Origin of the sequence: Pseudonocardia kongjuensis, from assembly GCF_039526905.1 — a bacterium.
Classification (GTDB): Bacteria; Actinomycetota; Actinomycetes; order Mycobacteriales; family Pseudonocardiaceae; genus Pseudonocardia; species Pseudonocardia kongjuensis.
This window is the reverse complement of sequence record NZ_BAAAJK010000007.1, coordinates 65,962-91,383: the sequence shown is the minus strand read 5'-3', so window position 1 is coordinate 91,383 and position 25,422 is coordinate 65,962. Positions and strand designations below refer to the sequence as shown.

The following is a 25,422-nucleotide window of genomic DNA, read 5'->3' as shown; positions in this document are numbered from 1 at the left end:
GCGGGACGGGCGGACCGGGACGTCGCGGCCCTGTCGCCCGGGACGGTGGCTCCCCGAACCTGGTCACCGAACCCCACCCGGACCCGGGAGCCGACATGCATCCACTCGAACCGTCCGCCCGTGACACCCGCCGGCCGACCCGGCCCGCAGCGGCAGAGGCGCCCCGGCCGGTCGCGCGGGCGGCCGGCCGGGCACGGGTCGCCGCGGCCGGGCTCGCCATCGCCGCCGCGGTCGCTGCGGTCAACCTGCTCGTCCGCCCTCTGGCCGCCGACGCGACGGCCGATCGCGCGGCGGTGCTCGCCGTCCGGGAGGCGGTGTGGTTGTTCGGCGCCGTGGGCGGCATCGCCACCGGAGCCGTGTTCGTGGCCCTCGGTCTGGTCGTGTGCCTGGTCGTCCCGGCCGGTCGCGGGTACGCGTCGGCGACCTCGGGTGCGGTCCTGACGGTCCTCGGTGGGATCTCCTTCGCGGCCGGCTTCTTCGCGTTCGGGGTGTCGAGCTGGTTCGCGACCCTCCCGCTGGACGACCCGGCGGCGTCGGCGGCGTTGTTCGACGCGGTGCAGGCCGACGCGATGCGGTCGTTCGGCCCGCAGCTCGCCGGGTTCCTGCTCGCCTCGGTGGGGACGGTGCTGCTGGCCGTCGCGCTGTGGCGGTCGCGCACCGTCCCCCGGTGGCTGCCCGCGACGACGGTGCTCGCCCTCGTCGCGATGTTCCTGGTCGGGGGCGGGTTGCTCTACGATCTGCTGCACGCGGCCTTCATGGCCACGCTGGTGGTGCTCGCGGTGTACTGCTGGCGATCGGGACCCCGGCTCACGCCCTCGTCCGGTCGGACCGACCCGTGAGCAGGTCCGTGCGCGACGAGTTCCGAGGCGGCCGCGGTGGCGACAGGGACGACCGGAGCTGCCGGCCCGGCGGGAGCCGCCGGGTCCATCGGCGCGGCCCCGATCGTGGCCGGCGACGGCGGGCCGGGCCCGGCCCCGCCGGTGCAGAGCAGGCGGCTCCTCGGCGTCGCCCGGACGGCGGTCGTCGCGGTCGGCACGGTCCTGCTCGGGGCCCAGCTGGCCGTCGGTGTGCTGACCGTGACCGGTGCACCGGCACTGCCGGAGGTGGCCTTCGCCCCGTGGACCTCTCCCGACGGGCGGGCGGTCCTGGCGGCCTGGGGTGTCGACGTGCGCTGGTGGGCGGTGGGCTACGTGGCCGTCGCGTTCGCCACGACAGCCGTGTCGGCGGTCGCGGCATGGCTCGTCCTGCGCGGTGAGCCCTCCCCGTACCGGCTCCATCTCGGGCTCTCCCTGGTGCTGTTCGGGACGCTCGGGTCCGAGTTGGCGCTGGTCGCGGACGCGTTGTTCCCACAGGCAGGCGGGTTGGGTCGGCGTCTGCAGGGGCTGGGCATCGTGCCGCTGTTCCTGGCCGCGTACGTCTTCCCCGACGGCCGGTTCGTGCCGTCCTGGGCACGCTGGCCGTTCGCCGGCTGGCTGGTGTTGCTGGCGGCGGCCTCCCTCGTCGATGACGACGGCCGGGCCGAGGGATGGAGCCCCGCCGAGGACGTGGCGATCATGCTGCTGTTCGGCAGCTGCGTCGCCGCCCAGGTGTATCGGTACGTGCGTGTCTCCGGCCCGGTCGAACGGCTGCAGGCGCGCTGGTTGCTCGCGGCGGTCATGGCCTGGTTCGTCCTGGCCGTCGTGCTCATCGCCACCCCGCTGCGCTCGCTGATCCACGAGGCGAGCCCGGCCGGGCTCGCCTCGTACGCCGTGGTGCTGCCGCTGAGCAGCGCTGTACTGGCGCTGGTGCCCGCGGCGATCGCGGCGGCGGTGCTGCGGTACCGGCTCTTCGAGATCGACCTGTGGGTGAGCCGCACCGTGGTGCACGGTGTGCTGACGGCGTTCGTCGTCGTCGTGTACGCACTCGTCGTCGGAGGGGTCGGCAGCCTCTGGCCGATCGGGGACCCGGCGCTGTCGGTCCTCGCCGCGGCGCTGGTGGCGCTGGCGTTCGCGCCGGTACGCGCCGTCGTGCAGACGCGGGTGGAGCGGCTGGTGCTCGGCGAGCGAGGCGACCCCTACCGGGCGCTCGCCCGGCTGGGCGACCGGCTGCGCGGGACGCTCCTGCCGGAGGACGTCGCTCCGGCGCTGGTCGACGCCGTCCGGGAGGCGCTGCGCGTGCCCTGCGCAGCGGTGTCGGTACCCGATGGCACCGGCGAGCGGCTGCTGGCCCGCTCCGGCCGGTCGGGGACCCCGGTCGACGGTGTCGACCTCACCCACCGGGGCGAGTACGTGGGCCGGCTGCTCGTCGGCAGGCGCAGCCCCGGGGAGCGGTTCGCGGCGGCCGACCTGCGGCTGCTCGCCGATCTCGCCGGGCACTGCGGGACGGCGCTGTACGCGGCGCGGGAGTCCGACCGTCTCCGGATGCTCGCGGCCGACCTGCAACGTGCCAGGACCCAGCTGGTCACGGCCCGCGAGGAGGAACGCAGGCGGCTCCGCCGAGACCTGCACGACTCGCTCGGGCCGGCGCTGAGCGGGCAGATGATGGTGATCGGCGCGGCCCGGTCGCTGCTGGAGACCGATCCCGCGGCTGCCGACCGGCTGCTCGGCGACCTGGGCGGTTTGTGCGGGCAGGCGCTCGACGAGGTGCGCCGGCTCGCCAGGGAGCTCCGCCCGCCGGCGCTCGACGACGCCGGCCTCGCCGCTGCGCTCGACCAGGCTGCGGAGCCACATCGCCGGCAGGGGCTGGAGGTCCGGGTGGACGTCGCGGATCTGTCGTCGTCACCGGCCGCCGTGCAGTCGGCCGTCTACCGGATCGCGGTGGAGGCGATGACGAACGTCGCGCGGCACGCGGGCGCCACGTGCTGCGCGGTGACCGTTCGCCACAGGGGGGACGGTCTCGACCTGGAGATCACCGACGACGGCCGCGGTCCGGCGCCGGACGCCGGCGCCGGGGTCGGAACGGCATCCATGCGGGAACGCGCCGAGGAGCTCGGCGGCTGGTGCGAGATGCGGCCGGGAGCGGCCGCCGGGACGGTCGTGCTGGCCCGGCTGCCGCTCCCGCGAGACGGCGACGGGAGCGCGAAGTGACCGAATCGAGCCGGGTACGCGTGTTGGTCGCCGATGATCACCCGACGGTCCGCTACGGACTGCGTGCGGTGCTCGGTTCGGACCCGTCGGTGCAGCTCGTGGGAGAGGCCGGGGCCGGGGAGCAGGCGGTGGCGCTCGCGGCCGAGACGGTGCCGGACGTCGTCCTGATGGACGTCACCATGCCCGGCCTCAACGGGATCGAGGCGACCCGGCGGATCCTCGGCGCGACGCCGTCGGTACGCATCGTCATGCTGACCATGTACGACGACAGTGCGTCGGTGCTCGCCGCGATCCGCGCCGGTGCCCGCGGCTACCTCCTCAAGGGCGCCGACCGGGACGAGATCCTCCGCGCGGTGCACGCCGCCGCGGGCGGGGCCGGTGTGTTCGCCGCTGCGGCGACGGAACATCTCGCCGCCCGGGTCACCGGAGCGCGAACGCCGGGGGCGGCGGCGGGTGGTCTGCCCGGACTGACCGAACGGGAGCGGGAGCTGCTCGACCTCATGGCCCGGGGGCTCACCAACGCCGCGATCGCCGATCGGTTCCGGATCAGCCCCAAGACCGTCCGGAACCACACCTCGACGATCGTCGCCAAGCTCGGGGAGCAGGGCCGGGCCGGTGCAGTGGCGCGGGCCAGGGCCGCCGGGCTCGGCGGTCCGGACGAGGCAGGCTGACGCCGCCGACGGTTCAGCCGGCGTCGTGCGCCGCGACCAGCCGGGCCTTCAGCGCGAGGTCCTTGTTGACCGGGTCGTGCGCGCCGTCCGGGACGGTGCCCGCGGCGACCGCGATCGCGTTCATGGTGCCGACCATCCGGCACAGGTGCGCGATGCGGCGCTCGGTCGCGTCGATCGGCGGGAGGCCCTCGACCAGGGCCAGCGTGCGGTCGACCCACATCACCTCGGCGTGCAGCCCGGCCTGCTCCAGCACCACGCGCAGCCGGACGGCGATCTCGTGCCGGGTCAGGCCGTTCCAGCTCTCCAGGGTGCGGGCGTCCAGCGGGAACAGCTTCCCGCGGTCGCGCAGCCAGATCAGCTCCAGGGCGTGCGCCCGCCCGTAGGCGCAGTAGACGCAGCCGTTCGCCAGCGAGATGGTGAGCCCGGCGAGATGGGTCCGGACCGGCCCGAGCACCCGCAGCGTGACCAGGAAGCGCGGGAAGTTCAGCGCGAACCAGCGCAGCGCCGGCCCGTTGCCCATGGTCGCCACCATCGCCGGGATCACGCCCGGCATGTATCCCCACATCGCGGTACACATGCGCGCGAGCAGGCGGACCACCAGCCCACCGTCACCCATCGCCGGACGCTCCTTCACAGGGGGGACGACCGACTGTACCTCCGCGGGAACGGAACGTGATGATGATTCGGTCGAACGGCCTAGAGCGGGTGTGCCGGACATCGGGTCGAGGCCGGTGCGGATCAGGGGGCGGGGAGCCGCAGCACCCCCCGCCGCAGCGCCACGACGACGGCCGCGGTCCGGTCGTCGACCTGCAGCTTCTCGAACACCCGGATCAGGTGGCTCTTCACGGTCGCCTCGCCGATGCCCAGGTCGCGGGCGATCTCGGGATTGGACAGGCCGCGGGAGACGCCACCGAGCACGTCCCGCTCGCGACGGGTCAGCTCGGGGGGTCGCGGTGCGCGCACCGCCCGGGCCAGCCGGGCCGCGGCGTCGGGCAGCAGCACGGTCGCACCGGTCGCGGCGGCCCGGACCGCGGCGACCAGCTGCTCGGTCGGGGTGTCCTTGAGCAGGTAGCCCGACGCGCCCGCCTCGACGGCGGCCAGCACGTCGCCGTCGGTGTCGAAGGTGGTGACGACCAGGACCCTCGACAGTGCGGCGGCGACGATCTCGGCGGTCGCCTCTAGCCCGGAGCGGCCGGGCAGCCGCAGGTCCATCAGCACGACGTCCGGGCGTAGGTCGCGGGTCCGCGCGAGGGCCCCGGCGGCGTCCCCGGCCTCTCCGACGACCCTGATCCCGGCCGCCGTGAGCACGCTGCGCATCCCCTCCCGGACGACCGGGTGGTCGTCGACCAGCACCACCCGGGGGCCGGTCACCCGGCCTCGCCGGCCGGTACCGGTCCGGTCGCGCGGCCCGGCGCCGGCCCGCACCCCACCGGGTGCTCGGGGACCCACGCCACCAGCCGGCATCCCGCACCGGGCGCCGAGTCCAGGCCGAGCGTGCCACCCAGCTCGGCGACCCGGTGGTGCATGCCGTCCACCCCGTACCGGTCCGGCCGGGGGGCCTCAGGGTCGAAGCCGCGTCCGTCGTCGTGGACCTCCAGCCGGATCCCGCCGTCCCACCGGGACAGCAGCACGTCGACCGTTCCGGCGTCGGCGTGCCGGCGCACGTTCGCGAGCGCCTCCTGGGCCAGCCGCAGCACCGCCACCACCGGTTCGACCGGGGCCGGCCCGCCGCCGGCCCGCCAGTCCGCGGTGTCCAGGCGCACCGGCACACCGAGTGCCTCCCGGGCCCCGGACACCAGCCGTTCCAGTGCCGTGGTCAGCGGGTCCCCGGCCGGGCCGGCCGGGGATGCGGCACCGACCAGCGCGCGGGCGTCGGCGAGGTTGTCCCGGGCGGTGCTCTCGGCCAGGTCCAGATTCCGCCGGGCCGCATCGGGGTCGCGTTCGAGTTGCTCGGACGCGGCCCGGACCAACAGCATCAGGCTGGTGAAACCCTGGGCGAGGGTGTCGTGCACGTCCCGCGCGAACCGTTCCCGCTCGGCGAGCGCGCCCGCCTCCCGGTGTGCCGCGACCAGCTCGGACCGGGTCCGCTCCAGCTCGTCGAGCACCGCGGCACGACGCTCGCTCTGATCGCAGATCGCGGTGATCCACAGGCCGAGCAGCACCGCGCAGACCGCCGCGCTGCCGAACAACGCGATCATCGCCGGCGAGGGCGGGCCGGGCTGCGCTGCGGCCGAGAGCCCACCCACCGCCGCGACGACCAGCACCGTCGTCGTGACCGCCGGCCGGGTGGGGAGCAGCCGCCACAGCATCGGGAACAGCACGAACAGCATCGTCGCGCCCACCCGGTCCAGCGCGAACACCGCGAGCGTCGCCGGGACGGTGACCAGCAGGTACGCCACACCGGCCCGGGAGGGCAGCGGCGCCTCCATCGCGCGTGCGGCGAGCAGCGCGTGGGCGAGCAGGATCACCGCGAGCAGCGTCACCGTGAGCAGCACCGGCCCCGGCCCCCGGCCGCCCGCCACGGCAAGCACCCCGGTCCCGACCGTGAACAGGACGAACACCGCGTGCCACGCGGGTGCCGTCCGTTCCCAGACGTTCCGGTCGGGCGTCGTCACGTACGCATCGTCCTCCGGTGGGGCGACGGGCGCCTCCACCGATCGGTGGGGGCCCGCACCCCACGGCGGTCGGTACCGGCCGGGACGCCCTCGCCGCCACGCTCGTCGCATGACACGCAACCTCACCCCGATCGCCGTGCTCGTGTCCATGCTGTTCGCGCTGGTGGTGGGCGTGCTCGCGGTGATCGGCAGTTCCGCCCTGTCGACGGTCGCGGTCGCCGGCGGGATCCTGGTCGGGGCGGTGTGGGTGGTCGTCGGGATGCTCGGGCGGGGTGGTGCCGGAACCTGAGACCGGTCCGCCCCGTGCCGGAGCGGACCGGGTGCGGTCAGCGGCCGATCAGCTCGGCGATCGATCAGCTCAGCGACCGATCAGCTCAGCGGCCGATCAGCTCGCCCGCCATCTCGTTCGTCGTCGTCTCCAGGCCGGACAGGTCCCGGACCACCCGGACCCGGTCGCAGAACTCGGCGTAGGCGGGCAGGTCGCAGCGGCCCAGCCCCCACGAGTAGCGGGGCTCGGGGGTCAGCCAGATCGTCTCCCGGGCCCGGCGGGTGATCTCGACGAACGCCTCGGTGTTCGGGTCGTTGCCGTTGCCCCGCCCGTCGCCGAGCACCAGCACCGTGGTCCGCCGGGTGACCGCCGAGCCGTGGTCCTCCAGGAACTGGCCGAACGCCAGGCCGTAGTTCGAGTTGGCGTCGACGTCGAGCTGGTCCCCGCCGAAGATCAGCCCGAGGGCGTGCTCCACCGGATGGTCGGCGAACAGGTCGGTCACCTCGACCAGATCGGCCACGAACGCGAACGAGCGCACCTGCCCGAACAGGTCCTGCAGGCCGTGCACCAGGTGCAGGGTGAACCGGGCGGTGGCCCGGACCGACAGCGACACGTCGGCGAGCACCACCAGCCGCGGCTTGTCCTCCTGCCGGGCGACGGTGACCGGGGCGAACGGCACCCCGTCGTAGCGCATGTTGCGGCGCATCGTCCGGGCCGAGTCGATCCGGCCGCGCGGCGACACCCGGCGCCGGTGGGTCAGCGCGCCGTGCAGCGACTTGGCGAGCCGGCGCAGCGAGTCCTCCAGCTGCATCCGCTCGGTCTCCGACGCCCGGTCGACCTCGGCGACGCGTTCGGCGTCGTCGTGCCCCTCGACGATCCGCTGCTCGATCTCCAGCAGCTTCTCCAGGTGCGCCTTGAGCAGCTCGGGCAGGTTCTCCAGCACCCCGGCCAGCCGGCGGCGCAGCGCGGCGGCGTCGTCCTCGGTGCCCTGCGCCTCCTCGGCGAGCCGGTCCTCCTCCGAGGTCAGCCAGCCGAGCAGCGCGTCCTGCTGGGCGACCGAGAGATCGGCGTCGACCTTGGTGCCCTGGGCCTGCGAGATGTCGCCGGGCAGGCCGCCGCCGGAGAACCGGTCGGTCTCGATCTGCACCCGCTGCCCGTCGGCGACGTCACCGGCCTGCTCCTTGGACAGCACGATCTCGTCGGTCATCGACGCCATGTCGATCTTGTTGGCCTCCTGGTGCAGGTTGTACTGCTCGGCCAGGTCCTCGGGATCGAAGAAGTCCCGGATGTCGGCGGGGGTGCCGTGGTCGTGGCCCTCCTGCGGGGTCTCCGACGGTTCCTCGGACAGCGTGAAGTTCTCCAGCGGCGTGTCGTCGCTCATGTCGCCGTGGCCGTGCCCGTGCCCGTGGCCGGTGTCCGACTCGCCGACCTTGACCAGGGCGAAGAACAGGTCGAAGACCTCGTCGTAGGTGGCCTCGTCGCGCCGGTCCTTCACCAGCGCGACGCGCAGCGCCTCCTTCAGCACGGACCGGTCGGCCAGCACCCCGGGCTGGGCGGCGCAGGCCATCGCGTCGAGCGCCTCCGAGACCGAGATGCGGACCGCCCGGATCCGCAGCAGCCGGACGAAGCGGTGGATGCTCGCCTCCACGTCGCGGCCTCAGATCGGGCGCTTGCGGGCGCCGAACGAGCGGGCCCCCTGGCCGGGGGTGACAGAACGCAGCGGCGGCGCGGACCGCCCGGCCGCGGCCTTGTTGCCGTAGCCGTCGGCGTGCCGGCCGGGCTGGTCCTTGGCGGCGCGGCGGGCCCGCCCGTCGACGTCGCCGTCGTCCGGCCCGTCGTCGGGACGGCGGCCGGGGCCGGTGTCGGGCGCGTGGCCCGCGTCGTGCGAGTGGTCCCCGTCGTGCCCGTGCCCGTGGCCGTGCCCGTGCCCGTGGCCGTGCCCCGGCTCGGTGACGACGGCGTTCGGGTCGACCAGGTTCGGGATCGCGTCGAGCGCCTTGCGGACGTCCTTGTCGTACTTCACGACGACCGAGACGGTGTCCGACAGGACCTGCGAGTTCAGCTCCTCGACGCCCAGCACGGCCAGCGTGCGCGCCCAGTCGATCGTCTCCGAGATCGACGGCGCCTTGCGCAGCTCCAGCTCGCGCAGCCCGCGCACCACACCCACGAGCTCCTCCGCCAGCTGGTCGGCGAGCCCGGTCTTCTTCGACCGCACGATCTCCAGCTCGCGCTGGGCCGAGGGGTAGTCGAGGAACAGGTGCAGGCAGCGGCGCTTCAGCGCGGCCGCGAGGTCCCGGGTGTTGTTCGAGGTCAGCAGCACGTAGGGGCGGTGCTTCGCGAGGAACGTCCCGACCTCGGGCACCGAGATCTGGTACTCGCCCAGGGTCTCCAGCAGCACCGCCTCGAGCGCCTCGTCGGCCCGGTCGACCTCGTCGATCAGCAGCACGCACGGCTGCTCGGAGCGGATGGCCTCGAGCAGCGGGCGCGGCGCCAGGAACCGCTCGGAGAAGAAGACGCTCTCCTGCGACCCGATCCGGTCGACGGCCGACGCCAGGTCCGGCGCGTCCTCGACGACCTGCCCGATCTTCTCGCGCAGGATCTGGGTGTACATGAGCTGCTTGCCGTAGTCCCACTCGTAGAGGGCCTTGGTCTCGTCCTGGCCCTCGTAGCACTGCAGCCGCAGCAGCCGGCGCCCGGTGGCCAGCGCGAGCATCTTCGCCAGCTCGGTCTTGCCGACGCCGGCGGGCCCCTCCAGCAGCAGCGGCTTGTCCAGCCGGGTGAGCAGGAAGACCGTGGTCGCGAGCCGGGTGTCGGCGATGTAGCCCTGCTCGCGCAGGGTCTCCACGACCTCGTCGACGGACTCGAACGGCGCCGTGTTCGGGACGGGGCTCTCAGCGCTCGTGGAGCCGGGAACGGGAGTCACGCTGGGAATCTCCTTCACAGGCCGCACCGGAGGTGGGTGCGGCGGGCCGCGCAGCCGACGGGCCCACCCGTGGCGAGTATGACCTCGCACGGAGTGGGCCCGCAGGCGCGAACGGGTCGGGCTGATCGGACGATCAGGTGAGCAGGTCGTCCAGGTCGCCGTTGATGGAGTGCTCGACGACCGGGCGGACGGTCTCGAAGGTGCACTCCTTCGGGTTACCCGGGGTGCAGGCGTCACCCAGGACGTGGTTGGTGATCCGGTCGACGTCCGCCGCGTCGCCGATGATGGTCGGCGCGTTCTCGTAGAACTTCGTCGGGCCGACCCCGAGCCGGTTCTTCGAGTAGGTGTCCTGCTTGACGTCGGCGAACTTCTCCGGGATGCCCACGTCGCGCAGCAGCCGGATGGACGCGGCGAGCGCGGCGTCGGCGGCCTGCGGCTTGGTCATGCCGCTGGTGTCGATGCCCATCGCCTCGGCGATGTCGGCGAACCGCTCGTAGGCGACCGGCATGTTGAACGCCCACACCCGCGGCAGCGCGATGGCGTTGTTCAGGCCGTGGTGGGTGTCGTAGAAGGCCGACACCGCGTGCGAGATCGAGTGGATGATCCCCAGGCCACCGGAGTTGAACGCCTGCGCGGCGATGTACTGCGCGTACATCATGCCCTCGCGGCCGGCCAGGTCCTGGCCGTTCCACACGGCCTGGCGCAGGCTCTGCGAGGTCAGCTTGATGGCGTGCAGCGCGTTGCCCAGCGACGGCTGGAAGTTCAGCCGGGACACGTAGGGCTCGGAGGCGTGCGCGAGCACGTCGAAGCCGCACTGCGCGGTGTAGTCGATCGGGCAGTCGTAGTAGAGCACCGGGTCGTCGATCGCCAGGGTGGTGACCGAGGCGTCGTCGAACGCGACGTACTTGTGCGGGTTGTCCGGGTCCGTCGTGGTGTCGGTGATCACGTACGCCCAGGAGGTCTCGGAGCCGGTGCCGGCCGTCGTCGAGACCGCGATGTGCGGCGGGTTCGCCGGGTTCTCGGACTTGTTGAAGCCCTCGAACTCGTTGACGTTGCGGCCGTCGTGGGCGACCGAGACGCGCGCGCCCTTGCAGGCGTCGTGCGAGGAGCCGCCGCCGATGGAGACGAACGAGTCGCACTTGTTCTGCTGGTAGAGGCCCACAGCGTCCATGACGTTGTAGTCCTTGGGGTTCGACTCGACCTGGTCGTACACGACGACCTCGAGGCCGTGGTACTTCATCGACTCGACGATCTTGTGGACGATGTCGGTGCCGCGCAGGCCGGACGTCATGACCAGGGTCTTCTTGAAGCCCAGCTTGAGGGCCTCCGGGCCGATGAGCTCGTGCGAGCCGGGACCCAGCAGCGCCCTGGGGAACGGGTGGAACTCCTTGATGGGGAACGGCTTGAGCAGCTCGTCTACCTGCATGTCAGCCCTTTCTGCGGCAGGCGGATGGGTCGAGCCGCACGCTAGGACCGGTTGTGGCCCCGGGCACAGAGGTGATCGCGATTACTCCTCGGCAGACCAGGCAGGAAACCCGTCTGAACGGAGGGGTGCAGGGATAGGTCGCCCTCGACCCCGAGCGGGGAGGGCGAACGTGTTGCCAGAGTATGGCAACAGTGAGGAGAAGGCAACAGTCCGCCGATCGCGTCCGGTGGGTTATGGTCGGTCCGCCGACGGTTCGTGCCGGTCCCCGCGGGGGCCGGCACGGGACAACAGGGAACCCGGTGTGAATCCGGGACTGCCCCGCAGCGGTGAGTGGGAACGACAGTCGTCATCAGCACTGGGAACCGACCCGGGAAGCGACGGCCGGTAGGCACGAGCACGGCGCCCACGAGTCCGAATACCTGCCGCCGGTGCGCGCGCCGACCGGCGTGCGCGGATCCGTGGCCTCGAGGGAGGGCCCAGCGGACGACCGGGTGACCACCGTGCCCGCCGGCGCCATCGCGCGTCCGGTGCGGACCCGCCCGGACCGTGCCGTCGTGCCCCTCTCCGGCGGTGACGGGTCCTCCACCGCGCTCGCGAGGAGAGAGGGCTGTGACCATGGCGAAACCTGTGTCATCCGTGTCCACCACCGGCAGCACCGTGCTGGGGTACCCCAGGATCGGGCCGCACCGGGAGCTGAAGCGGGCGACCGAGGCGTTCTGGGCCGGCCGGTCCGACGTCTCCGCGCTGCACGAGGTGGCGGCCGGACTGCGCCGCGACACCTGGACCACGCTGCGGGACGCGGGACTGGACCAGGTCCCCGGCAACACGTTCTCGTTCTACGACCACGTCCTGGACACCGCGCTCGCCGTCGGCGCCGTCCCGGAGCGCTTCGCCGGCATCACCGACCCGCTGCAGCGGATGTTCGCGATGGCCCGCGGCCGCACCGGCGCGCCGGCCTGCGAGATGACCAAGTGGTTCGACACGAACTACCACTACCTGGTGCCCGAGATCGGCCCGGGGACCCGGCTCGCGCCCGGCTCGCGCGCGGCGCTCGAGGAGTTCCGGGAGGCGCTGCGCTCCGGCGTCGTGACCCGCCCGGTGCTGGTCGGCCCGGTGACCCTGCTGCTGCTCTCGAAGCCCGCCGAGGGTGCGCCCGAGGGGTTCCGGCCGCTGGACCTGCTCGGCCCGCTGGTCGAGGTCTACCGGGACCTGCTCGCCGAGCTGGCCGACGCCGGTGCCGAGTGGGTGCAGCTGGACGAGCCGGCGTTCGCCGCGGACCGCTCCGACGACGAGATCGCCGCGCTGCGCCGGGCCTACGACCGGCTCGCGGCCGCGCCGCGCCGGCCGAAGATCCTGGTCGCGTCGTACTTCGGTGAGCTCGGCCCGGCGCTGCCGGTGCTCGCCTCGACCGCGGTCGAGGGCCTGGCCCTGGACCTGGTCACCGGGGCGTCCGATCTGGACGGGATCGACGGCGTCGAGGGGATCGGCGGCAAGCTGGTGCTGGCCGGCGTCGTCGACGGGCGCAACGTGTGGCGCACCGACCTGGACGCCGCCCTGGTCACCGCGTCGCGGCTGACCGGCGTCGCGGGCCGGGTGGGGATCTCGACGTCGTGCTCGCTGCTGCACGTCCCCTACGACCTGTCCGTGGAGGCGTCGCTGACCGGCGACGTCGTCGACATGCTCGCCTTCGCCCGGCAGAAGGTCGACGAGGTGGTGCTGCTCGGCCGCGCCCTGCACGGCGGCCGGGCCTCGGTCGCGGCCGAGTTCGACGCCGCGCGGGAGACCCGGGAGCGGGTCGCGGCGGCCGCCCGCCGGGACGCGACGGTCCGGGCCCGGCTGGCCGAGCTGGGCGCCGACCACTACCGGCGCGGCACGGCCGACGTGCGGGCGAAGGTGCAGCGCGAGGCGCTGGGCCTGCCCGACGTCCCGACCACCACGATCGGCTCGTTCCCGCAGACCGCCGCGATCCGCACCGACCGGGCGGCGCACCGCAGCGGCCGGATCGACACCGGCGAGTACACCGGGCGGATGCGCCGGGAGATCGCCCGCGTGGTCGCGCTGCAGGAGGAGATCGGGCTGGACGTGCTGGTGCACGGCGAGCCCGAGCGCAACGACATGGTCCAGTACTTCGCCGAGAACCTGGACGGCTTCGCCACCACCGAGTTCGGCTGGGTGCAGTCCTACGGCTCGCGCTGCGTGCGGCCGCCGATCCTGCACTCGGACGTGTCCCGCCCGGCCCCGATCACCGTCGACTGGGCGAGCTACGCGCAGTCGCTCTCGCAGCGGCCGGTGAAGGGCATGCTGACCGGGCCGGTCACCATCCTGGCCTGGTCGTTCGTCCGCGACGACCAGCCGCTCGCCGACACCGCCCGCCAGGTCGGGCTGGCCCTGCGCGACGAGGTCGCCGACCTGGAGGCGGCCGGGATCCGGATCATCCAGGTGGACGAGCCCGCCCTGCGCGAGCTGCTGCCGCTGCACGAGCGGGACCGCGCCGGCTACCTGGAGTGGGCGGTGGACGCGTTCCGGATGTCGGTCGGCGGGGTCGCCGACGGCACCCAGATCCACACCCACCTGTGCTACTCCGAGTTCGGCGAGGTGGTCGGGGCGATCGACGGGCTGGACGCCGACGTCACCACCGTCGAGGCGGCCCGGTCCCGGATGGAGGTGCTCGCCGACCTGGGGCCGGGCATCCCGCGCGGCCTCGGCCCGGGCGTCTACGACGTGCACTCGCCCGAGGTGCCGGACACCGACGAGCTCGCCGGCCAGCTCACCGCGGCGCTGCGGCACATCGGCCCGGAGCGGCTGTGGGCGAACCCGGACTGCGGGCTGAAGACCCGCGGTGAGCCGGAGACCGTCGCGGCGCTCACCAACCTGGTCGCGGCGGCCCGCCGGGTCCGGGCGCAGACCACCGGCTGACGCCGGTGCGCTCCCGCGGCGCTCCACCGGACCGGCCGTCACGGTGGGCGCCGCGGGGGCATTCCACACGTTCTATTGATTGAACAGGTCTGCCCGAGGTGCTCGCCGGGCAGTACGACATGTTCCTCAACTCGCGCAGCTACCTGTCCGACTTCCCGGATGCGGCGAGCACCCTCACCTCGGACTACACCTGCGCCGGCAGCTACGCGATCGACCAGTACTGCAGCCCCGCCTACGACGCGCTCGTCGACCGCCTGAACGGCACCGTCGATCCGGCGCAGCGCCGGCAGCTGTTCGCCGAGGCGGCCGGGATGCTCACCGCGGACGCGGTCGGGGTGATGCTGGTGCACCCGCTGAACACCGCGGTGCTGCGCGGGGCGACCGGGTTCACCCCGGATCCGCTGCAGATCCGGCCGGTGCTGCCGCAGCTGATCCCGGCCGGGTGAGCGGACTCCTCCTTCTCCTGCGGCGGCTGCTGGTCGTCCCGCCGGTGCTGCTGGCCGCGTCGGTGCTGGTGTTCGCACTTCCCCGCTGGGTGGACGTGGACCCGGCCCGCGCGGTGCTGCGGGCCCGCACCGCCGAGGCGGTCCCGGACCCGGCGACCGAGGCGCGGGTGCGCGCCGAGCTGGGCCTGGACCGGCCGGTCGTCGAGCAGTACCTGCGCTGGCTCGGTGGCGTGCTGCGCGGTGACCTCGGCCTCGGGTACGTGTCCCGGACCCCGGTCGTCGAGCAGGTCGGGAGCGCGGCGACGGTGTCCGGCCTGCTCACCGTGCTCGCGCTCGCGCTGGCCGCGGCCGTCGGGATCCCGGCCGGGGTGTACGCGGCCCGCCGTCCCGGCGGCCGCTGGGACCGGTGCCTGGGCGCCGGGACGATCGCCGGGGTCGCGGTGCCGGAGTTCGTGCTCGCACCCTGGCTGGTGCTGGCCCTCGCGGTGTGGGCCGGGTGGCTGCCGGCGATCGGCTGGGGCGGTCCGGAGCACCTGGTGCTGCCGGTGCTGACCCTCGCCGCCTACCCGGGGGCGCTCGCCGCGCAGCTGGTCCGGGCCGAGACGGTCGGGATCCTGCAGCGCCCGCACGTGCTGCTGGCCCGGTCGAAGGGACTGTCCGGGCAGCGCGTGCTGTGGCGGCACGGGGCCCGGCTGGCCACCACGTCGGTGACCGCGCTGGCCGGGATGTTCGTGGCCGGTCTGCTCGGCGGCTCGGTGGTGGTCGAGGTGGTCTTCGGCATCCCCGGCCTCGGCCGGCTGCTGCACCGGGCGGTCCCCGCCCAGGACCTGCCGGTGATCCAGGCCGGGACGCTGGTCGTGGTGGCGGTGGCGGTGACGGCCGGGGTGCTGGTGGAGGCGGTCGCCACCGCGCTGGACCCGGTCCGGCGCACGGCGGAGCGGGCCGGATGACCCGGCGCCGGGGGCCCTCCCTGCCGGTGATCGGACCGGTGACCGGGCCGGCGGCGCTGCCGGTGCTGCTGCTGGTGGTGGTGCTGCTCGCCGGGCCGCTACTGCTGCCCGATCCGGACCGGGCCGACTTCGCGGGCCTGCTCGCCGGGCCGTCCGCCGCCCACCCGCTGGGGACCGACCAGCTGGGCCGGGACCTGCTGTCCCGGCTGGTGCACGGCGGCCGGTTGACGATCGGGCTGAGCCTGTTCGCGGTGCTGCTGACCGGTGTCGCCGGGGTGGCGGTCGGGATGCTCGCCGCGGTGACCGGCCGGTTCGGACGGCTGGTGATCCGCCTGGTCGACGTGCTGGCGGCGATCCCGGTGGTGCTGTTCGGGCTGCTGGCCGCGGTCGCGCTCGGCCCGGGGACCGGCTCGCTGCTGGTCGCGGTGACCGCGATCGCCTGGACGCCGTTCGCCCGGCAGGCGCACCTGCTCACGCTCGCCGAGATCGGACGCGAGTACGTGACGGCCGCCCGGGCGCTCGGCGCGGGTCCGGTGCGGGTGCTGGCCGGGCACGTCGCCCGCAACCTCGCGCCACCTCTCGCCGCGCACGCCTGCGTCCGGTTCGCGAGCACCCTGCTGACCGTCTCCGGGCTGTCGTTCCTCGGGCTGGGTGTCCAGCCGCCGACGGCGGAGTGGGGGGCGATGGTGGCGGAGGGGCGCGAGTACCTCTTCACCGCGCCGCAGGTGGTGCTCGTTCCCTCGGTGGCCGTGGTGCTGACCGCGGGGACCGCCCTGTGGTGGGGACGGCGCTGGGACCGGATCGGGGCCCGGTGACCCCCCGGGGGGCGCCGGCCCGGTGCCGGGCTCGGGGTACCAGCGGAACGCCTCCGGTCGTCGGTCCCAGTCACAGCCGGTGCACTCGGTCCCGTCGTGCGGTCCCTGCGCCATGCGCACTCCCCCGAGTTGTTGCACACAATATGCAACACGCCGGTGCGGGGTGTCGACCGCCGCCGGTGCAGGGCAGGGTGCGGGGATGGACGCCGTTCGGGAGCTGCTGACCGGATACCTCGACGACCCGGACGCGGGCTGGAGCATGGGCGCGCCCGGCGCGATCGCGGAGTTCGTCCGGCTCCCGGACGAGCCGGTCACCACCGGTCCCGGGACGGTCGTGACCGGGCGCGGCGGCATCCGGGTGGATCCGCCGTCCGGCACCCGGCCGGTCGCCCACCGCACCCCGGTCGGCCCGGGCGGGCACTGGAACCACGCCGTCGCGCTGTGCCTGCCCGCCGGCGACGCCCGCCGGGCCGGCCGGACGGCGGTGACCGTCCTCGGCCCGGACACCGGGGCGCTGCGCGCCGCCGACCGGGGCGCGGTGCTGGTCGACCTGGGGCTGGGCACGCCGACGGTGGACGCCTGCGTGCGCACCGCCGATCCGGACCTGCTCGATCTGCTGCGGGACGCGCAGGGCCACCCGCTGGACGCCCGCCTCACCGGCGCGCTGGTCGCCGCCGGTCCGCACCGGGTGTTCCGGACCGCGATCGGCCGGATCGAGGTGTATGCGGCGATCCCGCCGCCGGACGGCCGCTCGCCGGACGGCCCGCACACCCATCTGCTGCCGGACGTGCTGCGGTCCGGACGCACGCACGCGGCGACCGTCCCGGTGCCGGCCGGGCACCTGCCGTGCGGGCACCTCTACCCGGCCCATCCGCTGACCGACCTGACCGGTGGCCGTCGTCCGTTCGACCCGGCGCGGCTGGCCGCGTTCGACCGGCTGCTCGACCGGTTCGGCGATCCGGCGCAGCGGGAGATCACCGCCGAGGTGACCCGCGCGGTGCGCGCCGGGGAGCGGCCCGGTGCCCGCCCGGCCGATCCGCCGGGACGGGCGGCGCAGGCCGTCGCGCTGCGGGTGCTCGGGCACACCGGCGCCGATCCGGACGTGCTCGCCGCCTGGCGCGGCCGGGCCGCGCCGGAGCCGGACCTGCTCGACCCGGACGGCGACCGCAACGCCGGGTGACCCGCCCGGTCAGCGGATCCCGCGGTAGCCGTCCCGGCCGCCGGCCCGCCGGTGCTCCACGCCGTCGAGCACCAGCGCGACCTTGTCCAGCACGTGCGCCCGCGGATCGAGCATGATCGCCAGCACCTCGGAGCGGACCGGCTCGTCCAGGGAGTCGAGGTAGGCGGCGGCCGGCTCGGAGATGTCGCCCGGCCCGCCCTGCGGGCCGCGGACGAACCGGGCCTGGACCGTGCCGTCGGCGACGATGTCCAGGGCCGCGTCGGCGACCCGGACCGCGGCGCCGGGATCGAAGCCCGCCTCGCGCAGCACCGCGACGATCTGCCGCATCCGCCTGCCGGAGACGGTGCCGAGATCGGCGTCGAAGTCCCGGATCAGGCCGGAGTAGCGCATCAGCAGGTCGAACGCGAGCGCCGCCTCGTCCTCCAGGAACGCCCGCCAGCCCCGGTCCGACGGCGGCAGCGGGGTGCGGGCGAACACCAGCTCCACCGCGGCGGCGGCGATCTCCTCCAGGCCGTCGACGTAGCGGTACAGGGTGCCCGGTGCGACGCCGAGCCGCTCCGCGACGGCGACCACCGACAGCCGGTCCACGCCGACCTCGACGGCCGCCTCGACGATCTCCTCCCGGGTCAGCCGCGGCTTGGGGCCCGGCCGGTTCCCGGCGCGTGGGCCCGGCCTGATCGACACCCCGGAACCGTACGCCGGAAGGGATTGCGAACGCTATTCACGGATAGCTAAGGTTCGCCTAATCAAACCTCTGTCCGACCCGGGAGACGTCGTGACCACGACCATCGACGAGCAGCAGGTCCCGGCCGGCCCGGCGGTCGAGCCCGCACCGGACCCGCGGGCCCGCGCCCGCGCCGAGTCCGCCGCGCTGGCCGACCTGCTCCGGCCGGTCCGGGGCACCATCCGGGTCGCGCAGGTGCTGGCCGCGATCGGCTCGGCGGCCGCGCTGGTGCCGTTCGTCGCGCTCGCCGGGCTGGCCGCGGCGTTCCTGGAACCCGGCCCGCCGGACGACGGCGCGGTGCTCGGCGCGGTGTGGCTGATCGTCGGCGGGCTGGGCGCCCGCGGCGTGATCACCGGCCTGGCGCTGGCGCTGACCCACTTCGCCGACGTCCGGCTGCAGGCGCTGCTGCGCCGCCGGATGGCCGCGCACCTGGGCCGGGTGCCGCTGGGCTGGTTCTCCGAGCGCTCCTCCGGGATGGTCCGCAAGGCCGCCCAGGACGACGTGCACGACCTGCACCAGGTCGTCGCGCACCATCCGGTCGAGTGGGTCGGCGCCTGGGTGCTGCCGATCGCCGGGATCGGCTACCTCGCCTGGCTGGACTGGCGGCTGGCGCTGCTCGCGCTGGTGACGCTGCCCTGGTACGCCGCCGCCTACGCCTGGATGATGCGCGGCTACACCGAGAAGGTCGAGCAGATGAACGCCGGCAACGAGCGGATCAGCTCGGCCGTCGTCGAGTTCGTGTCCGGCATCGCCGTGGTCAAGACGTTCGGCCAGGCCCGCCGGGCGCACCGCGGCTACGCCGAGGCCGCCCGCGACTTCGGCCGGTTCTACTCCGAGTGGGTCCGCCCGATGCTGCGGATCGAGGTGATCGCGACGATGGCGATCTCGGCGCCGGTGGTGCTGCTCGTCGCCTGCGCCGGGACGGCCTGGTTCGTCGGCGCCGGCTGGATCACCCCGGTCGAGGCGATGACCGGCATCCTGGTCTCGCTGGTCGTCCCGACCACGATCACCGCGCTCGGCTTCGGCGCGTCCAACCGGCGCACCGCCGCCGCGGCGGCGCTGCGGCTGCACGAGCTGCTGGCGACCCCGGTGCTGCCGGAACCGGACGAGCCGCGCGAACCCGCCGGGCACCGGATCGAGCTGGCCGGCGTCCGGTTCTCCTACGGCGGTGGCGACGGCGCCGAGGTGCTGCGCGGGATCGACCTGGACTGTCCGGAGGGGACGGTCACCGCGCTGGTCGGCCCGTCCGGCGCCGGCAAGACCACGCTGGCCACCCTGGTCGCCCGGTTCCACGACGTGACCGGCGGTGCGCTGCGGATCGGCGGCGTGGACGTGCGGGAGATCGATCCGGCGGTGCTGTACCGGCACGTCGGGTTCGTGCTGCAGGACGTCCAGCTGCTGCACGGCACGATCGCCGGCAACGTCCGGCTCGGCCGCCCGGACGCCACCGACGACGAGCTGCACGACGCCTGCCGGGCCGCCCGGATCCACGACCGGATCCTCGCGCTGCCCCGCGGCTACGACTCCGTCGTCGGGGAGGACGCGCTGCTCTCCGGCGGCGAGGCGCAGCGGGTGTCGATCGCCCGCGCGCTGCTCGCCGACACCCCGGTGCTGGTGCTCGACGAGGCGACCGCGTTCGCCGACCCGGAGTCCGAGGCCGAGATCCAGGACGCGCTGTCCGGGCTCGCCGCCGGCCGCACCGTGCTCGTCGTCGCGCACCGGCTCTCGACGATCACCGGCGCCGACCGGATCGCCGTCGTCGACGACGGCCGGATAGTCGAGTCCGGGACGCACGACGAGCTGCTCGCCGCGAGCGGCCGCTACGCCGCGATGTGGGCCGCGCACCGGTCCGGGGAGGACGACGCCCGATGATCTCCGACCTGCTGCTGATCCTCGGCCCGCAGCACCGCCGCCGGATGTTCGGCTACCTGGCCTGGGTGATCGGCTTCGGCGTGCTGCAGGGCCTCGCCACGGTGCTGCTCGTCCCGTTCCTGGAGGCGCTGCTGGTCGGCGACACCGCGGCGGCCTGGACCTGGACCGGCGTGCTGCTGCTCGCCGTCGTGCTGGCCTGCGTGGCCTACCACGTGCAGGCCATGCGCGGCTTCGGCGTGGCGCTGGTGGTGCTGACCACGATGCACGAGCGGCTCGGCGACCACGTCTCGTCGCTGCCGCTGGGCTGGTTCTCCGCCGAGCGGGTCGGCCGGCTGTCCCGGCTGGTCACCGGCGGCACGATGATGGTGGCCGGACTGTTCGCGCACCTGCTGACGCCGCTGGTCGTCGCGGTCGCCACGCCGGCCACGATCGCGCTGGCGATGCTGCTGTTCGACTGGCGGCTCGCGGTCGCCGCCGCGGTCTGCGCGCCGCTGCTGTGGCTGGCGTTCCGGTTCGCGGCCCGCTGGGTGGGCCGCGGCGACGAGCTCGACGACGCCGCCGCGGTGGTCGCCGGGAACCGGGTCGTGGAGTTCGCCCGCGCCCAGCGGGTGCTGCGCGCCTTCGGCCGCGGCGCCGGCGGTTACGCACCGCTGGAGGACGCGATCGAGGACCAGCGCCGCGCCGGGCGCCGCTCGATCTGGCTGGCCACCGCCGGCATCGTCGCGGGCGGGTTCGCGGTGCAGGTCGCGTTCAGCGTGCTCATCCTGACCGGCGCCTTCCTCGCGCTCGGCGGCACCCTCGATCCGGTCCGGATGATCGCGCTGGTCGCGCTCGCGGCCCGGTTCACCGGCCCGCTGGCCGAGGTCGGCGACTACGCGGGCGTCGTCCGGATCGCCCGCAACGACCTGCGCCGGCTGGTCGCGGTGCTCTCCGAGGAGCCGCTGCCCGAGCCGGCCGCCTCGGCCGCCCGCCCGGAGCCCGGCGCCGTCGAGCTGGACCGGGTGAGCTTCGGCTACCAGCCGGGGACGCCGGTGCTGCGCGAGGTGTCGCTGCGGATCCCGCCGCGCAGCACGGTCGCGCTGGTCGGCGCCTCCGGATCCGGCAAGACCACGGTGACCCGGCTGATCGCCCGGTTCGCCGACGTCGACGCCGGGACCGTCCGGGTCGGCGGGGCCGACGTCCGCGACCAGACCACCGAGGACCTGATGGCCCAGCTGGCGCTGGTCTTCCAGGACGTCTACCTGTTCGACGGCACGCTGGAGGACAACGTGCGGCTCGGCAGGCCGGACGCGACGCCCGGCGAGCTCGCCGAGGCGGCCCGGCTGGCCGGCGTCACCGAGATCGTGCAGCGGCTGCCCGACGGCTGGGCGACCCGGGTCGGCGAGGGCGGCACCTCGCTGTCCGGCGGCGAGCGCCAGCGGGTGTCGATCGCCAGGGCGCTGCTCAAGGACGCCGACATCGTGCTGCTCGACGAGGCCACCGCCGCGCTGGACCCGGAGAACGAGCGGTTCTTCACCGGGTCGATGCGGGCGCTCGCCCGGCGCTCCACCGTGCTGGTGATCGCGCACCGGCTGCCCACCGTGGTCGGTGCGGACCGGATCGTCGTGCTCGACGACGGCCGGATCGTCGAACAGGGCACGCACACCGAGCTGGTGGCACTCGGCGGCCGCTACGCCGCCTTCCAGGAGTCCCGCCGGCGGGCCCGCGGCTGGCGGCTCGTGCCGGCCCGCACCGCCACCCCTGCCGCCACCCCTGCCGCCACCGCCACCGCCACAGTCGAGGAGAGCCCATGACCCAGCCCCTGCCCCCGTACGTCCTCGGCCGGGTGGCCGGGATCGAGCCGCTGACCCCGCTGATGCGCCGGATCACCCTGGAGTCCGACGACTGGCGCGGCGCCGCGTCGGTCGCCCCCGACCAGCAGGTGAAGCTGTTCCTCGCCCGGGACGGCGGGATCCCGGAGATCCCGGCCGCGCCGGAGGACGGCAGCGGCGTCGCCGGGTGGTACGCCCGCTACCTGGCCGTACCCGAGGAGCGCAGGCCGTGGATGCGGTCGTACACGGTGCGCTCGCTGGATCCCGACGCCGGCCGGATGGTGATCGACTTCGTGCTGCACGGGACGACCGGCGGCTCCGGCCCGGCCGGTCCGGCGAGCCGGTGGGCGGCCGCCGCCGCGATCGGCGACGCGGTGGGCGTGCTCGGCCCGGCCGTCGCCGGGTACCGGACGCCGTCCGGGCAGCCGGTCCGGCTGCTGGCCGGGGACGAGACCGCACTCCCGGCGATCGGGGCGATCCTGGAGTCGCTGCCGGCCGGCGTCCGCGCGGTCGCGGTGGTCGAGGTGGCCGGCCCGGCCGAGGAGCAGCGGCTCACCTCGCGGGCGGAGCTCGCCGTGCACTGGGTGCACCGGCCGGCGTCGCTGCTCGACGCGGTGCGGGCGGTGTCGCTGCCGGACCGCGCCGACGAGGTGTTCGGCTGGGTGGCCGGGGAGGCGTCGGCGGTCCGGGCGGTGCGCAGGCACCTGGTCGGCGAGCGCGGCCTGGACAAGCGCGCGGTCGCCTTCACCGGCTACTGGCGGGCCGACCTGACCCAGGACGACGCGCCCACCGAGCAGGACCTGGCCGACGTCACCGAGCAGCTGGCGGACCAGGGCGCCCCGTGAGCGGGGTCATCCCACCAGGTGAGGCGACCCCTTGTTGAGGGAAGCCTCACTTCATAGATTCGTCGCGTGGTGACACCCGAACCGCCCGTCGCACTGGTCACCGGTGCCGCCCGCGGCATCGGCGCGGAGATCGCGTCGGCGCTGGTGGCACAGGGCCGCCCGGTCGCCCTGCTGGACCGGGACGCCGCCGTCGTCGGCACCGCCGGGGCGCTGGCCGGTGCCGGTGCGCGGGTGCTGCCGCTGGTCGCCGACGTCACCGACGCCGCCGCGGTCGCCGACGCGGTCGACGTCGCCGAGCAGGACCTCGGCCCGCTCGGCCTGCTGGTCTGCGCGGCCGGGGTGCTGCGCACCGGCGCCGTGCTGGACGCCGACGACGCCGATCTCGCGGCCTGCCTGGCCGTCAACACCACCGGCGTCTGGAACGCCGGCCGGGCCGCCGGCCGGCGGATGTACCGGCGCGGTGCCGGCGCGATCGTCACGGTCGCCTCGGACGCCTCCCGCACCCCGCGGGCCGGGATGGCGGCCTACGCGGCGTCCAAGGCCGCGTCGGTGTCGCTGACCCGCACGCTCGGCCTGGAGCTGGCCCCGCACGTGCGGTGCAACGCGGTCTGCCCGGGGGCGACCGACACCGCCATGCAGCGGGCGCTGTGGCCGGACCCGGACGACGACGCCGGGGCGGCCGCCGTCGTCGCCGGGGCGCCGGAGCGCTACCGGCTCGGCATCCCGCTCGGCCGGATCGCCGAACCCTCCGACGTCGCCGCCGCCGTGCTGTTCCTGGCCGGGGACACCGCGCGGCACATCACCATGCAGACCCTGACCGTCGACGGCGGCGCGAGCCTCGGCCTGTGACACCCCGGCCTGTACCGGGCCGCCACCCGGAAGGACATGCGTTGACCGATCCCGAGCACGTGCCGTGGCCGCCGGAGGTCGCCGACCGCTACCGCGCGCTCGGCCACTGGCGCGGCGAGACGTTCGGGGCCTGGCTGTCCGGGCTCGCCGCGGCGCACCCGGAGCGCACCGCGGTCGTCGGCCGCACCGGCCCGGTGGCGCAGCGGTGGACCGTCGCCGAACTGGACGACCGGGCACACCGGCTCGCGGCCGGGCTGCACGACCTCGGCGTCCGGCCGGGCGACAACGTGGTGCTCCAGCTGCCGAACGTGCCGGAGTTCCTGCCGGTGGTGTTCGCGCTGTTCCGGCTCGGCGCCCGGCCGGTGTTCGCGCTGCCCGCGCACCGCGGCACCGAGCTGCGCCACGTCGCCGAGTGGTCCGCGGCGACCGCCGTGATCACCGTCGACGCGCACGCCCGCTTCGACCACGGCGCGCTCGCCAGGGCCACCGCCGACGCGGTCGGGTCGGTCCGGGAGGTGGTCGTCCTGGACACCGGATCGGGCGGCACCACCGCGGGCACGGCCGGGCTGGCCGAGCTGGCCGCCGCCCCCGCCCGCGAGCTGCCCGCCCGCGACCCGGGCGAGGTGGCGTTCCTGCAGCTCTCCGGCGGGTCCACCGGGCTGCCCAAGCTGATCCCGCGCACCCACGACGACTACCTCTACAGCGTCCGGGAGAGCGCCCGGATCTGCGGCCTGCGCCCGGACAGCGTGTACCTCGCCGCGCTGCCGGTGGCGCACAACTTCCCGCTCAGCTCGCCGGGCGTGCTCGGTGCCCTGCACGCCGGAGCGGCCTCGGTGCTGGCCCCGGCGCCGGACCCGGCCACCGCGTTCGAGCTGGTCGAGCAGGAGCGGGTGACGATCACCGGTCTGGTCCCGCCGCTGGCCGCCGCCTGGATCGACGCCGCCGGGCGCACCACCCGCGACCTGTCCAGCCTGGAGGTGGTGCTGGTCGGCGGCGCCAAGTGCGGCCCCGAGCTGGCCGCCCGGATCGGCCCGGCGCTGGGCTGCCGGCTGCAGCAGGTCTTCGGGATGGCCGAGGGCCTGGTCAACTACACCCGCCTCGACGACCCGGACGAGCTCGTGCTGACCACCCAGGGCCGCCCGATCTCGCCGGACGACGAGATCCGGATCGTCGATCCCGACGACCCGGCCGCACCGTCCGACGCGCTGGTGAAGCCCGGCCGGGCCGGGGCGCTGCTCACCCGCGGCCCGTACACCATCCGCGGCTACTACCGGGCCGCCGCGCACAACGCGACGGCGTTCACCGCGGACGGCTTCTACCGCACCGGCGACCTGGTGCGGCGCCGCCCGACCGGGCACATCGAGGTCGTCGGCCGGGTGAAGGAACAGATCAACCGGGGCGGCGAGAAGGTCGCCCCGGCCGAGGTGGAGGACCACCTGATGGCGCACCCGGACGTGCTGGACGCCGCCGTCGTCGGTGTCCCCGACGAGTACCTCGGCGAGCGCACCCAGGCGTGGGTGGTGCCCCGCCCCGGTGGTGCCCCGACCGGCGCCGTGCTGCGGCGTTTCGTCCGCGAGCGCGGGGTGGCCGCGTTCAAGGTCCCCGACCTGGTCGAGATCGTCCCCGCGTTCCCGGTCACCGGGGTCGGCAAGACCAGCAGGCGCGAGCTGCGCGCGGCGCTGCAGGACCGCACGGCGGCCGGGACCGGCCCCGACGACGAGGAGTGAACCGATGACCCTGCCGCTCGAGGAACGGATCCGGGCCGACGTCGCCGAGCTGCTCGGCTGCGATCCGGCGACCATCGGCCCCGACGACGACCTGCTCGACCTGGGCCTGGACTCGGTGCGGATCATGTCGCTGGTCGAGCGCTGGCGCGCCGAGGGCAGCCCGGACCTGAACTTCCCCGATCTCGCCGACGAGCCGGTGCTGCGCCGGTGGACGGAGCTGCTGCGCGCCGCCCGATGACCGGGTGACGTTCCGGACAAAATCCGGCCGCACGATGGATCTCACGACATCCATGACATATGAACAATTTGTCAGGTGTCT

The 25,422-nt window shown here is 74.8% G+C and carries 22 protein-coding genes and 1 riboswitch; of the genes, 15 read left to right on the top strand and 7 right to left on the bottom strand.

Annotation, left to right across the window (positions count from 1 at the left end):
* The first annotated feature begins 95 nt into the window (after positions 1-95).
* Genes ABD160_RS10700 through ABD160_RS10690 form a run of 3 tightly spaced genes read left to right on the top strand, consistent with a single transcriptional unit; the run spans position 96 to position 3,736 of the window.
* Entirely contained in the window at positions 96-839 is a 744-nt protein-coding gene (locus ABD160_RS10700) for a hypothetical protein (RefSeq protein WP_344021042.1), read from the top strand.
* A 36-nt stretch (positions 840-875) separates the two neighbouring features.
* Positions 876-3,065: a sensor histidine kinase gene (locus ABD160_RS10695; protein ID WP_344021040.1), complete on the top strand. Its 2,190-nt coding sequence runs from the start codon at positions 876-878 to the stop codon at positions 3,063-3,065.
* Positions 3,062-3,736 carry a response regulator transcription factor gene (locus tag ABD160_RS10690; protein ID WP_344021038.1) on the top strand — a complete coding sequence of 225 codons (675 nt, stop codon included), beginning with the start codon at positions 3,062-3,064 and terminating at the stop codon, positions 3,734-3,736. The genes ABD160_RS10695 and ABD160_RS10690 overlap by 4 nt, the downstream gene beginning before the upstream one ends.
* Before the next feature lie 13 nt (positions 3,737-3,749).
* Here ABD160_RS10690 and ABD160_RS10685 read toward each other — a convergent pair whose 3' ends face one another.
* The 3 genes from ABD160_RS10685 to ABD160_RS10675 all read right to left on the bottom strand — a co-directional run bounded on the left by ABD160_RS10685 (position 3,750) and on the right by ABD160_RS10675 (position 6,351).
* Entirely contained in the window at positions 3,750-4,352 is a 603-nt protein-coding gene (locus ABD160_RS10685; protein WP_344021035.1) for a hypothetical protein, read from the bottom strand.
* A gap of 122 nt (positions 4,353-4,474) precedes the next feature.
* Entirely contained in the window at positions 4,475-5,107 is a 633-nt protein-coding gene (locus tag ABD160_RS10680; protein WP_344021033.1) for a response regulator, read from the bottom strand.
* Complete coding sequence (locus ABD160_RS10675) at positions 5,104-6,351, bottom strand: sensor histidine kinase (protein ID WP_344021031.1); 1,248 nt, start codon at positions 6,349-6,351, stop codon at positions 5,104-5,106. The genes ABD160_RS10680 and ABD160_RS10675 overlap by 4 nt, the downstream gene beginning before the upstream one ends.
* A 109-nt stretch (positions 6,352-6,460) precedes the next feature.
* On the opposite strand from ABD160_RS10675, the gene ABD160_RS10670 reads away from it, so the two are divergent.
* A complete protein-coding gene (locus ABD160_RS10670; RefSeq protein ID WP_344021030.1) occupies positions 6,461-6,640 on the top strand; it encodes a hypothetical protein in 180 nt (59 codons plus the stop codon).
* Between the two features lie 85 nt (positions 6,641-6,725).
* On the opposite strand, the gene ABD160_RS10665 is transcribed toward ABD160_RS10670, so the two are convergent.
* From ABD160_RS10665 to mdo, 3 genes are all read right to left on the bottom strand, one after another.
* Complete coding sequence (locus ABD160_RS10665; RefSeq protein WP_344021028.1) at positions 6,726-8,267, bottom strand: VWA domain-containing protein; 1,542 nt, start codon at positions 8,265-8,267, stop codon at positions 6,726-6,728.
* 9 nt (positions 8,268-8,276) lie between these two features.
* Positions 8,277-9,542 carry an AAA family ATPase gene (locus ABD160_RS10660; RefSeq protein ID WP_344021026.1) on the bottom strand — a complete coding sequence of 422 codons (1,266 nt, stop codon included), beginning with the start codon at positions 9,540-9,542 and terminating at the stop codon, positions 8,277-8,279.
* A gap of 133 nt (positions 9,543-9,675) precedes the next feature.
* Complete coding sequence (gene mdo, locus ABD160_RS10655) at positions 9,676-10,968, bottom strand: NDMA-dependent methanol dehydrogenase (RefSeq protein WP_344021024.1); 1,293 nt, start codon at positions 10,966-10,968, stop codon at positions 9,676-9,678.
* Between the two features lie 232 nt (positions 10,969-11,200).
* Positions 11,201-11,409: riboswitch (cobalamin riboswitch) on the top strand.
* 186 nt (positions 11,410-11,595) lie between these two features.
* On the opposite strand from mdo, the gene metE reads away from it, so the two are divergent.
* The 5 genes from metE to ABD160_RS10630 all read left to right on the top strand — a co-directional run bounded on the left by metE (position 11,596) and on the right by ABD160_RS10630 (position 17,275).
* Positions 11,596-13,884, top strand: coding sequence for a 5-methyltetrahydropteroyltriglutamate--homocysteine S-methyltransferase (gene metE, locus ABD160_RS10650; RefSeq protein WP_344021023.1), 2,289 nt, complete (start codon positions 11,596-11,598; stop codon positions 13,882-13,884).
* Positions 13,885-13,982: 98 nt separating this feature from the next.
* Positions 13,983-14,330, top strand: coding sequence for a periplasmic substrate-binding domain-containing protein (locus ABD160_RS10645; RefSeq protein ID WP_344021022.1), 348 nt, complete (start codon positions 13,983-13,985; stop codon positions 14,328-14,330).
* A complete protein-coding gene (locus ABD160_RS10640) occupies positions 14,327-15,280 on the top strand; it encodes an ABC transporter permease (protein ID WP_344021020.1) in 954 nt (317 codons plus the stop codon). The genes ABD160_RS10645 and ABD160_RS10640 overlap by 4 nt, the downstream gene beginning before the upstream one ends.
* Positions 15,277-16,095, top strand: a complete 819-nt coding sequence (locus ABD160_RS10635; RefSeq protein WP_344021018.1) for an ABC transporter permease — start codon at positions 15,277-15,279, stop codon at positions 16,093-16,095. The genes ABD160_RS10640 and ABD160_RS10635 overlap by 4 nt, the downstream gene beginning before the upstream one ends.
* A gap of 199 nt (positions 16,096-16,294) precedes the next feature.
* Positions 16,295-17,275 (top strand): DUF6925 family protein, encoded by a 981-nt coding sequence (locus ABD160_RS10630; protein WP_344021016.1) that lies wholly within the window; start codon positions 16,295-16,297, stop codon positions 17,273-17,275.
* A gap of 9 nt (positions 17,276-17,284) precedes the next feature.
* Here the strand turns inward: ABD160_RS10630 and ABD160_RS10625 are convergent, their stop codons facing one another.
* Complete coding sequence (locus ABD160_RS10625) at positions 17,285-17,959, bottom strand: TetR/AcrR family transcriptional regulator (protein WP_344021014.1); 675 nt, start codon at positions 17,957-17,959, stop codon at positions 17,285-17,287.
* A 91-nt stretch (positions 17,960-18,050) separates the two neighbouring features.
* On the opposite strand from ABD160_RS10625, the gene ABD160_RS10620 reads away from it, so the two are divergent.
* The 6 genes from ABD160_RS10620 to ABD160_RS10595 all read left to right on the top strand — a co-directional run bounded on the left by ABD160_RS10620 (position 18,051) and on the right by ABD160_RS10595 (position 25,341).
* Positions 18,051-19,871, top strand: a complete 1,821-nt coding sequence (locus ABD160_RS10620) for an ABC transporter ATP-binding protein (protein WP_344021012.1) — start codon at positions 18,051-18,053, stop codon at positions 19,869-19,871.
* Positions 19,868-21,664, top strand: a complete 1,797-nt coding sequence (locus tag ABD160_RS10615) for an ABC transporter ATP-binding protein (protein WP_344021011.1) — start codon at positions 19,868-19,870, stop codon at positions 21,662-21,664. The genes ABD160_RS10620 and ABD160_RS10615 overlap by 4 nt, the downstream gene beginning before the upstream one ends.
* The gene (locus tag ABD160_RS10610) at positions 21,661-22,527 is read left to right on the top strand and encodes a siderophore-interacting protein (protein ID WP_344021008.1); all 867 of its coding nucleotides are present in this window, start codon (positions 21,661-21,663) and stop codon (positions 22,525-22,527) included. Before ABD160_RS10615 ends, ABD160_RS10610 begins: the two co-directional genes overlap by 4 nt.
* A 66-nt stretch (positions 22,528-22,593) precedes the next feature.
* A complete protein-coding gene (locus ABD160_RS10605; protein WP_344021006.1) occupies positions 22,594-23,376 on the top strand; it encodes an SDR family NAD(P)-dependent oxidoreductase in 783 nt (260 codons plus the stop codon).
* A gap of 41 nt (positions 23,377-23,417) precedes the next feature.
* The gene (locus tag ABD160_RS10600) at positions 23,418-25,103 is read left to right on the top strand and encodes a (2,3-dihydroxybenzoyl)adenylate synthase (RefSeq protein ID WP_344021003.1); all 1,686 of its coding nucleotides are present in this window, start codon (positions 23,418-23,420) and stop codon (positions 25,101-25,103) included.
* Positions 25,104-25,107: 4 nt separating this feature from the next.
* Entirely contained in the window at positions 25,108-25,341 is a 234-nt protein-coding gene (locus ABD160_RS10595) for a phosphopantetheine-binding protein (protein WP_344021001.1), read from the top strand.
* Positions 25,342-25,422 lie beyond the last annotated feature (81 nt).

Bases quoted from the DNA above. Each gene is read 5' to 3' on its own strand.
- ABD160_RS10670 (WP_344021030.1), top strand. From the start codon at position 6,461: ATGACACGCAACCTCACCCCGATCGCCGTGCTCGTGTCCATGCTGTTC.
- ABD160_RS10595 (WP_344021001.1), top strand. From the start codon at position 25,108: ATGACCCTGCCGCTCGAGGAACGGATCCGGGCCGACGTCGCCGAGCTG.
- ABD160_RS10635 (WP_344021018.1), top strand. From the start codon at position 15,277: ATGACCCGGCGCCGGGGGCCCTCCCTGCCGGTGATCGGACCGGTGACC.
- ABD160_RS10685 (WP_344021035.1), bottom strand. From the start codon at position 4,352: ATGGGTGACGGTGGGCTGGTGGTCCGCCTGCTCGCGCGCATGTGTACC.
- ABD160_RS10615 (WP_344021011.1), top strand. From the start codon at position 19,868: ATGATCTCCGACCTGCTGCTGATCCTCGGCCCGCAGCACCGCCGCCGG.
- ABD160_RS10630 (WP_344021016.1), top strand. From the start codon at position 16,295: ATGGACGCCGTTCGGGAGCTGCTGACCGGATACCTCGACGACCCGGAC.
- mdo (WP_344021024.1), bottom strand. From the start codon at position 10,968: ATGCAGGTAGACGAGCTGCTCAAGCCGTTCCCCATCAAGGAGTTCCAC.
- ABD160_RS10610 (WP_344021008.1), top strand. From the start codon at position 21,661: ATGACCCAGCCCCTGCCCCCGTACGTCCTCGGCCGGGTGGCCGGGATC.
- ABD160_RS10700 (WP_344021042.1), top strand. From the start codon at position 96: ATGCATCCACTCGAACCGTCCGCCCGTGACACCCGCCGGCCGACCCGG.